The organism is Williamsia sp. (genome assembly GCF_036566845.1).
In the GTDB taxonomy this organism is placed as follows: domain Bacteria; phylum Actinomycetota; class Actinomycetes; order Mycobacteriales; family Mycobacteriaceae; genus Williamsia.
The window spans coordinates 1-11050 of sequence record NZ_DATCVM010000138.1 but is presented as its reverse complement, the minus strand read 5'-3'; the positions used below and the strand labels follow the sequence as shown (position 1 = coordinate 11050).

The window sequence follows — 11050 nt, the reverse complement described above, 5'->3', positions numbered from 1 at the left end:
ACGACGTTGGCTTCTGGAACAGGCGAGACCAGATCCCGGGACGACTACGACAAGACCGTCGACGTCCTGGTGATCGGTTCCGGCGGAGGCGGGATGACTGCCGCGCTGGCGGCGGCCGCCGCCGGTCTGGAAACCCTTGTGGTGGAGAAGGGCGAGCAGTACGGCGGGTCCACTGCGCTCTCGGGTGGCGGCATCTGGGTTCCGGGTGCGCCCGCCCAGCGTCGCGAAGGTTACTCACCGGATCCGTCCGGCGTCGAAGACTACATGCGGGCGATCACCGGCGGTCTGGTCAGTGACGAGCGGATTGCCCAGTACGTCAAGGCCGCCCCCGAGATGATGGGCTTCTTGGAGAAGTCGAGCTCCTGGCTCGAGTTCGTGTGGAAACCGGGTTATGCGGACTACTATCCGGAACTGCCTGGCGGGTCTGAGCGCGGCAGCACCATCAACGTTCCGCCCATCGACCTCCGGGTACTCGGCGCCGAGGAGCAGAACCTGCTGACGCCCTTGGCACTTGCGCCGAAGGGCGTGTGGCTGGGGCCGAAAGACCTGCGTGCCTTCTACCGGATGCGGCAGTCGTGGGACGGCAAGGTGGTGCTCCTCAGACTGCTGTGGAGGATGTTCCGGGCACACGTGTTCGGTGATCGGATCGCGGCGATCGGGCAATCGCTGGTGGCTCGGCTGCGGCTGGCCATGAAGGAACACAACATCCCGCTCTGGCTGGACTCACCGATGACCGAGCTGATCGAGGGACCTGATCGCACCGTGCTCGGTGCGGTGGTCGAGCACGAAGGTGCCCCGCTGCGGATCCGCGCCCGGCGGGCGGTCATCCTGGCGACCGGTGGATTCGATCACGACATGGATTGGCGTCGGGAGCACCAGCCCGTCTTGACGGACGACTGGAGCTTCGGGAATCGGCTGGCCACCGGTGACGGTATCCGGGCCGCTGAAAAGGTCGGGGCCGCAACCGAACTACTCGATGAGGCATGGTGGTTCCCGGCGATCCAGTGGCCCGACGGCCGGATGCAATTCATGCTCAACGAACGCATGATGCCGTCGCAGTTCGTTGTCAACGGATCAGGCCGCCGCTTCTGCAATGAAGCCGCGCCGTACATGGACTTCAGCCACGCGATGATCGCCGGCGAGGAGACGGGTGTTGCCCACATCCCCTGCTGGCTCATCACCGACTCACGGTCGTGGGGGAAGTACGTGGTGGCGGGACATCTGCCACTACCGAAGATTCCGTTCGCGCCGGTACCCACCGGACGCAAGATGCCGAAGGAGTGGTTGCAGTCAGGAGTTGTCCAAGAAGGTTCCACCTTGGCCGAACTCGCCAACAAGATCGATGTACCGGTCGACGAATTCATCAGGACCGCAGAGCGTTTCAATGAACTCGCCCGGCGAGGACATGACGACGACTTCAACCGCGGTGACAGTAGTTACGACAACTACTACGGCGACCCGACACTGCCCAATCCCAACCTGTACCCGTTGGTCAAACCGCCCTACTTCGCCTTCCGGATGGTCCTCGGGGACCTCGGAACCTCGGGGGGACTCCGCACCGACGAATACGCCCGGGTGTTGCGCGACGACGAATCCGTTGTCGGCGGGCTGTACGCGGTCGGCAACACATCGGGGGCGGTGATGGGCCGGAGCTACGCCGGTGCCGGAGCCACCATCGGGCCGGCGATGACGTTCGGATATGTCGCCGCACGTCACATCGCGGCCGACGCGGCTATGGCCGAATGCGCTACACAACAACACGATTCAGTTGCGTCGTCACAAACATCTCATTCCCATCGGAGGTAACCAATGAAGATTTCCCTGTTCTATGAGTTCGCGCTGCCACGTCCCTGGACGCAGGACGACGAATACAAGATGTTCCAGGAGGGTCTGGCCGAGGTGGAGGCCGCCGACAAGGCGGGCTTCTCGACAGTGTGGCTCACCGAGCACCACTTTCTCGAGGAGTACTGCCATTCCACGGCACCGGAGATGTTCCTCGCCGCTGCGAGCCAGCGCACCAAGGACATTCGGCTCGGATTCGGAGTCATGCACCTGCCGCCGCTGATCAATCACCCCGCACGTGTCGCGGAAAGGGTGGCGACGCTGGACCTCATCTCCGGTGGCCGCGTGGAGTTCGGAACCGGTGAATCATCCTCGGTGGCCGAACTCGGTGGATTCAACATCGATCCGGCGGACAAGCGCGGGCAGTGGGAGGAAGCCCTCGAGGTGACCATCCGGTGTATGACCGAGGAGCCGTTCACCGGATTCAAGGGCGAGCACATCCAGATGCCGGCCCGTAACGTGATCCCGAAGCCGATGCAAAAGGCGCATCCGCCGGTGTGGGTTGCCTGTACCCGTCCGTCGTCGGTGCAGATGGCGGCTCAAAAGGCCATCGGCGCACTGAGCTTCGCGTACACCGGTCCCGGACCGCTCGGTGACCGCGTGGCCTCCTACTACAAGGAGTTCGAGGAGCGCGGAGTTCCGTCGACCCCGGAGATCAACCCGAACATCCTCGCCATCGGCGGTGATCTCTCGATGATGGTCGCGCCGACGGAGAAGCAGGCACTCGACAGACTCGGGGTGGGCGGTGGCTTCTTCTCCTTCGGCATCATGCACTACTACATGACGGGGCAACACGTTCCGGGTCGTACGGGCGTGTGGGAGCGCTACCTCGAAGAGGTGGCCAACGACGAGACACTCGCCTACGGTCCCGGACGCGGAGCCATCGGATCGCCGGAAATGGTTCGCGAGTTCTTGCGAGGATACGAGGAAAGCGGCGTCGACGAGATCATCCTGCTGCTCAATCCGCGCTGTCATGAAGCGACGATGGAATCGATCGAGCTCATGGGCAAAGAGGTTCTGCCGGAGTTCATCGAGCGGGACGAGAAGGCTGTCAAGCTGAAGGCTCAGCGGCTCGCCCCGGTCATCGAAAAGGTCGAGGCGCGCCGTCCGGAGTCACGGGCCCCGGAGTTCGACCCGAACTACTCGTTCGGTGGACTGCCGACCGGTCGTGGTGGAAGCTTCACCGCCAGTGAGATTCCCGAGGCCATGGCCGAGATCAACGAAGGACGGGTCCAGGCGGCGCAGGCTGCGAAGGAAGCTGCGGCACAGTGACCACCACGGTGCAGGTGGTCGGGTCATGGGCTACGTAGATCAACTCTTGCGCTACGACGGTCGCCGTGTGGTGGTCACCGGATGTTCTTCGGGCATCGGTGCACAGGTCGCGCGGCAGACCGCCGAGCTCGGAGCCGAGGTGATCGGACTCGACATATCTGCGCCGAATCCTTCTGGGCCGAACTCTTTCGGGTCGGACTATCTGATCAGCGAGTTCCATCAGGTGGATCTCGCTGATCGGGAATCGGTCGATTGCACCGTCGCCGCACTCGGCGGCGGTGCGGTGGACGCCCTGTTCAATGTGGCAGGCGTGTCCTCGGGTATCGGGAATTCGCTTCTCGTGGTGATGATCAACTTCCTCGGCATGCGTCATCTCACCGAGTCGCTGGTCGGGCGGATGCCGAGCGGTTCGTCGGTCACGTGTGTGTCGTCGATGGCCGCATCCGGGTATCGAGACAACCGGGAAACCGTTGCCGAACTACTCGCCACAACGTCCATGGAGGCCGGCGTGCAGTGGTGCCGCGATCACCCCGATGCGCACGCCAACGGCGGCTACACCCTGTCCAAAGAGGCGATCATCCACTACTGCATCCAGAACTCCGAACAGCTTGGTGCACAAGGAATTCGCATCAACTGCACGGCCCCGGGTGTCACAGAGACGCCCATTCTCGATCAGCTGCGCACGGCGTACGGCCCGGAGTATCTTGACGGCATACCGAAACCGTTGGGGCGTGTGTCGAACCCGCAAGAGCAAGCCGCGATTCTGGTCTTCCTGGGCAGCGATGCCGCCAGTTACGTGTCCGGCCAAGTGGTCTGGGGCGACGGCGGGATAGTGAACAGCAATGAGATGCGTGACCCGGTCGCAACGAGCGGGGCCGCCGACAACCGAGCACAACAAGTGACGCAAGGGAATTGACATGAGCGACCACAGTGGAGTCAGTACCGTCGAACCGACCACCATGTCCACGATGAAAGACTTTCGCCGGGTGGCCGACGAGGTCAGGAATTGGGGCAGGTGGGGCAGCGCGGATGAACTCGGCACCCTGAACTTCATCACCGCCGACAAGGTGGCCGAAGGGGCATCCCTGGCCAAGCAGGGCAAGGTGTTCCCGCTGGGTGTGGACTTCGGTTCGTCAGGGCCACAGGGTGCCTTCAAGTTCCGCCAGAACCCGGTTCACGTGATGACCGTGGACGGAGGCGACGCCGAAGCCCTGGTGAAGTACTGCACCGATTGGGACATCAACTCGGTGGGCCAGGAACTGAGCGGCTTCTTCGCAGGCGAAGACAACCCCTTCCGGTTCAACGACGACATGATCATCATGCCGCTACAGGCCGCGACGCAGTGGGATGCGCTGTCGCACGTGTATTACGAAGACAAGCTGTACAACAACTTTCCCGCCGACTCGGTGACCAGCCTGGGTGCCAAGCACTGTGGTATCGACAAGGTGGACGGCAAGGGCATCACGTCCCGCGGCGTCCTGCTCGACGTCGTCCGGCATCGCGGCGCCGAACTGTACCTCGAACACGGTCAGACGATCACGCCGGCCGAACTCGACGACGTGGCCAAAGCGCAGGGTGTCACGGTCAGACGGGGGGATGTTGTCCTCGTCCGAACAGGCTGGTGGGCCCGGTTCCTCACCACCGGAGCAGGATCCGAACCAGGCGCCGGACTCGACTGGTCTTGCGCTTCGTGGCTCCACGATCACGAGGTCGCGGCCGTCGCCTCGGACAACCTGATGGTCGAGGATCCGATCTCGGCGGTGGAGGGCACATTCCTCCCCATGCACATGTTGTGCCTGAGGGACATGGGATTGATGCTCGGTGAGTACTGGGATCTGAACGCGTTGGCCGCTGATTGCGCTGCCGACGGCATCTACGAGTTCCAGTTGATCGCGCCACCGTTGCGGGTCACCGGTGCCGTCGGATCGCCCGTCAACCCGATCGCGATCAAGTAGGCCATGATGACTCACAGCTCAGCGGCCATGGCCGGACCAACAGCTCTGCGTGATCGCCCCCTGGTGGTCGGTCTCGGCGGCACCTTGCGGACGAACTCGTCGACCGAGCGGGTGCTGCGGTACTGCCTGGACTCGATAGAGCGACAAGGTGGCCGCACCGAGATCTACAGCGGCTCCGACCTCGACATGCCCATGTACTCGCCGCACGAATTGGATCGCACACCGCAGGCCCGCAAGCTCGTCGACTCCCTCCGCGACGCCGACGCGGTCATCGTGTCGTCGCCGGGCTACCACGGTGGGGTCTCGGGTCTGATCAAGAACGCGATCGACTACATCGAGGATCTGCGGGACGAACCCCGGACCTACCTCGACAACACGCCCTGGGGCTGCATCTCCTGCGCGTACGGATGGCAGGCAGCCGTCGGAACGCTCGGGCAGCTCAGGTCCATCGGTCACGCGTTGCGAGCCTGGCCGACGCCGCTCGGTGTGGCGATCAATTCGGCTGACCAGATCTGGGAAGACTCAGGTGAATTGACCGACGAGGCGGTTCGGAGCCAGTTGGACATGCTTGCCGGGCAGGTGCTGACGTTTGCGAGTGCCGGCAGGCAGTCGTGACGATCTCCGCCAGCCTCCTGTCACCACCACCTGTCTCACGCAGACGGGTGGTGGTCGACGGGCACGAGACCAGCTACCTCGAAGCCGGCAAAGGCGACACCGTCGTGCTCTTGCACGGTGGAGAGTTCGGCGCCGGCGCAGAATTGGGATTCGAACGCGTCCTCGACGCTCTTGCCGTGAGGTATCACGTCCTGGCGCCCGACATGCTGGGATTCGGTCACTCGGCGAAAGTGGTCGACTTCAACGACGGACGCGGTCTGCGCATCCGTCACCTCGCCGCCTGGTGCCGGGCGCTCGGCATCGACTCCGCACACTTCGTCGGGAACTCGATGGGCGCGGTGATGCTGTTGGCCGACCAGACGTCCGAGCGCCCGCTGTTGCCGGTGCGGACCCTGGTCGCCATCTGCGGTGGTGGCGAGATCCAGCAGAACGAACACATGCGGGCGTTGTATGACTACGACGCCACGATGCCCGCCATGCGCAGGATTGTCGAAGCGCTCTTCCACGACGACTCGTATCCCGCAGATGCCGACTTCGTCCGGCGCCGCTACGAATCGTCGACGGCACCCGGCGCGTGGGAAGCGGTGGCGGCAGCCAGGTTCCGGAGACCGAATGCGCTCGCGCAGGCCACCGGTACAGGTACGGGCCGGCTCGTTTCTGATCGGCCCTACGAACGCATCGACGTACCGACCTTGGTGATCGAGGGCGAGTGTGACAAGCTCCTGCCGCCGGGCTGGGCCAAAAAACTGGCCGACTGCGTGCGGGATGGGACGGCGGCGGTGATTCCGCAGGCAGGGCACTGCCCACAGATTGAGCAACCGGCCGCAGTGAGCCGGCTTCTGCTCGAGTTCTTCGAGAACCAGTGCGCGCGTTCGCGTGTGACCGAACAACGGAAGTGATGACGATGGGCGAACTGTCAGGCAAGGTTGCAGTGGTCACGGGCGGTGCCGCCGGTATCGGGGCCGCGACGGTCGAGAGGTTCCTGGCCGAAGGGGCCCGGGTCGTGATCGCCGATACCGACCGGGTCGGAGGCGCATCCCTGGCGAATGCCCATGGTGCCGAGGCGATCTTCCAAGCAACAGACGTGTCCGATCCGGCTCAGGTCGAGCAACTCGTCGCCGCTGCCGTGGATACGTTCGGAGCCTTGGACATCATGGTCAACAACGCCGGGGTTCCCGGCGTCATGCACAAGAGTTTCCTGCAGGACGACCTGGCCGACTTTCATCACGTGATGGGGGTGAACCTGCTGGGCGTCATGCTCGGCACGCGCAACGCCGGCCGCTACATGGCGGCCAACAACGGTGGGTCGATCATCAATGTGTCGTCGGTGGGTGGCGTGATGGCGGGCGGCGGTGTCATGACCTATCGGGCGTCGAAGGCTGCTGCGATCCACTTCACCAAGTCAGCGGCCATCGAACTGGCCGAGTACGACATCCGCGTCAATTGCATTGCACCGGGCAACATCCCCACATCGTTGCTCGCGACCTCGGCGGCGAAGATGCCACCGGAGGCGGGCGAGCGTTTCACCCGGGGCGTACGCGAGGCGATGAAGGCCGACCGCCCCCTCAAACGCGAGGGTGTACCCGGTGATGTGGCTGAAGTCGCCCTCTACTTCGGTAGCGATCGCTCCTGTTACGTGACGGGGACGGTGCTACCCGTCGACGGCGGCACGGTGGCCGGCAAGGTTCTGAAGAAGCGGAATTTCTCGGACAAGACGCCTGCCGCTGCCCACAGCAACGGAGAAAGAAGGCCCGTATGAAAGTGACAGTCGAACAATCCAAGTGCATCGCTGCCGGACAGTGTGTCTTCGAGGCAGCGGAGGTCTTTGATCAGCGTGATGACGACGGGATCGTCCAGCTGATCGATGATCACCCTCCCGCCGAATTGCATGCTCACGTCAGGGAAGCAGCGTCGGTATGCCCCGCGATGGCCATCCATGTGGAGGAATGAGCGCGGCCCCGCGCTTTCGCATACCGCCCTCGCATCGACAACTCAAGGAGTGACATGACCGACTCGTTGCCCAGCACAACAATCGCCGAATCCGGAGACGTTCCGGAGTATCCGATGGAGCGGTCTGCCCAGTGTCCGTTTGCGCCCCCGCCGGAGGTCCGGGCGCTCACCGACACGAAACCGCTGAGCCGCGTGCGGATCTGGGACGGCAGCACTCCGTGGCTGGTCACCGGATACCCCGAACTCAAAGCGCTGATGAGTGATCCCCGGGTCAGCGTCGATGATCGGCGTCCGGGATTCCCGCACTGGAACGAGGGCATGCTGTCGACGGTGGACGTCAGGCCGAGGTCGGTGTTCACCTCCGACGGCGAAGAGCATACGAAGTTTCGTCGAATGCTGACCCGCCCGTTCACCTTCAAGCGGGTCGATGCGATGCGTCCGGCGATCCAGCGCATCACCGACGAACACATCGACGCGATTCTGGCCGGTCCGCCGCCCGCCGACCTGGTCGAAGAACTGGCGCTGCCGGTCCCGTCCCTGGTGATCACCGAAATGCTGGGTGTTCCCTATGAGGACCACGAGTTCTTCCAGGCCCACGCCACGACGGGTGTGAGTCGTTTCGCCTCGGCCGAGCAGGCGGCGGAGGGTCGAACCGGCCTGGCCCGGTATCTCATCAAGCTGGTCAAGAAGAAGCTCGACGAACCGGCAGAAGACATCGTGACCGAGTTGGCCGAACGGGTGCGCGCGGGCGAGATCAGCATGAGGGAGGCCGCCCAGCTCGGCACCGGACTACTGATTGCCGGACACGAGACCAGCGCCAACATGATCTCATTGGGCACCCTCGCACTCCTGCAGAACCCGGATCAGCTTGCGCTGCTGCGCGATTCCGATGATCCGAAGGTGCTTGCCAACGCCGTCGAAGAATTGATGCGCTATCTGAGCATCATCCAGAACGGTCAGCGGCGAGTTGCGGTGGAGGACATCGAGATCGGGGGGAAGACGATCAGGGCCGGGGAGGGCATCATCATCGACCTCGCGCCGGCGAACTGGGATGCCCGCGAGTTCCCCGAACCCGAAAAGCTGGACATCCTGCGACCTGCCCGCCAACAGGTCGGCTTCGGTTTCGGTGTTCACCAGTGCGTGGGTCAGCAATTGGCCCGGGTGGAGTTGCAGATCGTCTTCCAGACATTGCTCCGGCGAATCCCGGACCTGAAGTTGGCAATCCCGTTCGAAGAGGTCGAGTTCAAGCACGATCGACTGGCGTTCGGCGTCTACCAGTTGCCCGTCACCTGGTAGCCCCCCCCGCGCCGCCCCGCCCCTCCCACAAACGCGCCACCTGTACGAAGACGAGCCACATACAAGTGGCTCGTCTTTGTATAGGTGGCGCGTCTGCGATGGGGCGGGCAGAGGGGATCACCGATCGGGTGCGGTACCGATGATCCCCTCGGCCTGCAGGGCCTCGATGTCGGCGTCGGTGAGGCCGAGTTCGCGAAGGATCTGCCCGTTGTGCTGTCCCAGCAGCGGTGCCGGTGCCGGCCGGAACCGATCGATGGTGTCGGTGAACCGAATTGGTGTGGTGCTGTGCGCGGCGGGGCCGTTCACCGGATGGTCCACCTGTTCGAAGAATCCGCGCGCGGTGAGCTGGGGTATCTCGGTGATCCGATGCGGCTGCAGCACCTTTGCCACCGGTACTCCGGCATTGCAGAGCAGTTCGACGGCCGCGTCACTGCTCATCGTCAGGAAGAACTCGGCGAGCTCGGCATCGATGAGGTCGTGGTGGCGGCGCCGGCCGACGGCCGTGTCGAGCTTCGGATCCATCGCCCATGCCGGGCCGCCGACCGCCTTTTGCAGTCCGGCCCAGTGGTTGTCGGTTGCCACGGCCACCGCGATCCAGCAGTCGTCTCGCCCGAACTCGTCGACATCTGCTGACAGATAGAGGTTCTGTGGTGCGGCACTCGGACCACGGTTCCCGTCACGTTGCAACGTGTTTCCGTACGCGGAATACTCGGCGACCTGCTCGGCGGCGATGCTCAGCGCCGCGTCGACCATTGCGACCTCCACCGCGACACCTTCACCGGTTCGCCTGCGGTGCTCCAACGCCAACAGCAGAGCGTTGAGCGCGTGGACACCCGCATTCGGATCTCCGAGGCAATACGGCTCGAGCGGGTTCTGGTCGGGATACCCGGTGAGCCAGGTCAATCCGGACGCATCCTCGATGACGTAGGCGAACGCCGGATTCTCCCGCCAGGGCCCGTCGAGGCCGAAGCCGGGCATCCGTACCATGACGGCGTCCGGACGGAGCGCGTGGACGCCGGCGAAGTCGAGTCCGATCTGATCGAGCACGCGCGGTGTGAAGTTCTCGACGATGACGTCGGCGGTCGCCACGAGTTGACGGAGCAATTGCTGCCCGCGGTCGGTCTGGAAGTCGAGGGTCACGCTCTTCTTGTTCGTGTTCAGGCCGGAGAAGATCGGCGACCGTTCCCACCACTGATCCTCTGTGACAGGCACACCCGCGATGAGCCGGGTCCCGTCGGGCCGTCGAGTGGACTCGAGATGGATCACCTCGGCGCCGAGCAGAGCGAGGAAATGGGTGCACGACGGGCCGGCCCAGTACGCCGTCATGTCGAGTACACGTAGACCTGCAAATGGAAGCTTGCTGTCGGTGGCGTTCTTCGCTGTGGCGTTCTTCGCGGTGGGGCGGTCGCGGGACGGCGCCAAGCGGTAGAGATCGGTGTGTTCGCCGAGGCGGGGCGCCGGTTCCGGCGTGCGGAGTGCTGCCGGTTGCATTCGGAACGGCGATGCCGGCTGGTCGAATCCGTCGCGCGGATTATTGATGAAGGTTCCGCGCTCTCCGAAGTGATCCTGCCCGGCGGCGTTCTCGCCGTGGATGACCGGGGCGTTGGGTATGCGCAGTGCGCTGGCGAAGTCGCGGATACCGGCAATCTCCTGCTCGGAGAGCCACGCGTAGATGTCCGGTGCGTGATGGTTTGCCCGTTCGGTGAGGGTGAGAGTCGCATCCTCGTCGATCCATTCCGGGTGACCGACCATGACGCACAGGTCGAACCATTGCTGCATCGTCCCGCAGCCCAGTGCCACCAGCCCGTCTGCGGCTGCGGCGACCCCGGGCACACTCGCGGCGCGGGTGGTCCGGAAGGGTCGCTTCAACACATCGAAGAAGCTGACGGAATAGTAGGTGAGACAGAGGATCTCGGTCTCCAGCATCGACACGTCGACAAGATCGCCGACTCCGGTGCCGCTGGTTCCGATCTTCGAAGCGAGTGTGCCGGCGCTCGCGTAGGCGCCGGTGAGCCATTCACCCACCTGGCCACCCACGTGGACCGGAGCCCGGTCGGGGGATCCCCGTCCGAGACCGACGATGCCGCCCGACCATGCTTGCAGCGTGAATTCTGTGGCGG

Annotated in this window: 10 protein-coding genes; 9 read left to right on the top strand and 1 reads right to left on the bottom strand. The window is 64.1% G+C overall.

Annotated elements, in window-relative coordinates:
• Window positions 1-6: 6 nt before the first annotated feature.
• The 9 genes from VIQ49_RS13125 to VIQ49_RS13085 are packed head-to-tail and all read left to right on the top strand — an operon-like array spanning window position 7 to window position 8930.
• Window positions 7-1806, top strand: coding sequence for an FAD-binding protein (locus VIQ49_RS13125; RefSeq protein ID WP_331885222.1), 1800 nt, complete (start codon window positions 7-9; stop codon window positions 1804-1806).
• A gap of 3 nt (window positions 1807-1809) precedes the next feature.
• Window positions 1810-3114 (top strand): LLM class flavin-dependent oxidoreductase, encoded by a 1305-nt coding sequence (locus VIQ49_RS13120; protein WP_331885220.1) that lies wholly within the window; start codon window positions 1810-1812, stop codon window positions 3112-3114.
• Between the two features lie 25 nt (window positions 3115-3139).
• A complete protein-coding gene (locus tag VIQ49_RS13115; protein WP_331885218.1) occupies window positions 3140-4030 on the top strand; it encodes a coniferyl-alcohol dehydrogenase in 891 nt (296 codons plus the stop codon).
• Between the two features lie 43 nt (window positions 4031-4073).
• Window positions 4074-5069 carry a cyclase family protein gene (locus VIQ49_RS13110; RefSeq protein WP_331885314.1) on the top strand — a complete coding sequence of 332 codons (996 nt, stop codon included), beginning with the start codon at window positions 4074-4076 and terminating at the stop codon, window positions 5067-5069.
• Window positions 5070-5075: 6 nt separating this feature from the next.
• The gene (locus VIQ49_RS13105; RefSeq protein ID WP_331885216.1) at window positions 5076-5684 is read left to right on the top strand and encodes an NAD(P)H-dependent oxidoreductase; all 609 of its coding nucleotides are present in this window, start codon (window positions 5076-5078) and stop codon (window positions 5682-5684) included.
• Window positions 5681-6583, top strand: coding sequence for an alpha/beta hydrolase (locus VIQ49_RS13100; protein WP_331885214.1), 903 nt, complete (start codon window positions 5681-5683; stop codon window positions 6581-6583). Before VIQ49_RS13105 ends, VIQ49_RS13100 begins: the two co-directional genes overlap by 4 nt.
• Before the next feature lie 5 nt (window positions 6584-6588).
• Window positions 6589-7443 (top strand): glucose 1-dehydrogenase, encoded by an 855-nt coding sequence (locus VIQ49_RS13095; protein ID WP_331885212.1) that lies wholly within the window; start codon window positions 6589-6591, stop codon window positions 7441-7443.
• Window positions 7440-7634: a ferredoxin gene (locus VIQ49_RS13090; RefSeq protein WP_331885210.1), complete on the top strand. Its 195-nt coding sequence runs from the start codon at window positions 7440-7442 to the stop codon at window positions 7632-7634. Before VIQ49_RS13095 ends, VIQ49_RS13090 begins: the two co-directional genes overlap by 4 nt.
• 54 nt (window positions 7635-7688) lie before the next feature.
• The gene (locus VIQ49_RS13085; protein WP_331885208.1) at window positions 7689-8930 is read left to right on the top strand and encodes a cytochrome P450; all 1242 of its coding nucleotides are present in this window, start codon (window positions 7689-7691) and stop codon (window positions 8928-8930) included.
• Between the two features lie 117 nt (window positions 8931-9047).
• Here the strand turns inward: VIQ49_RS13085 and VIQ49_RS13080 are convergent.
• The coding region (locus VIQ49_RS13080) for a CoA transferase (RefSeq protein ID WP_331885206.1) at window positions 9048-11050 on the bottom strand (2003 nt) is incomplete at its 5' end.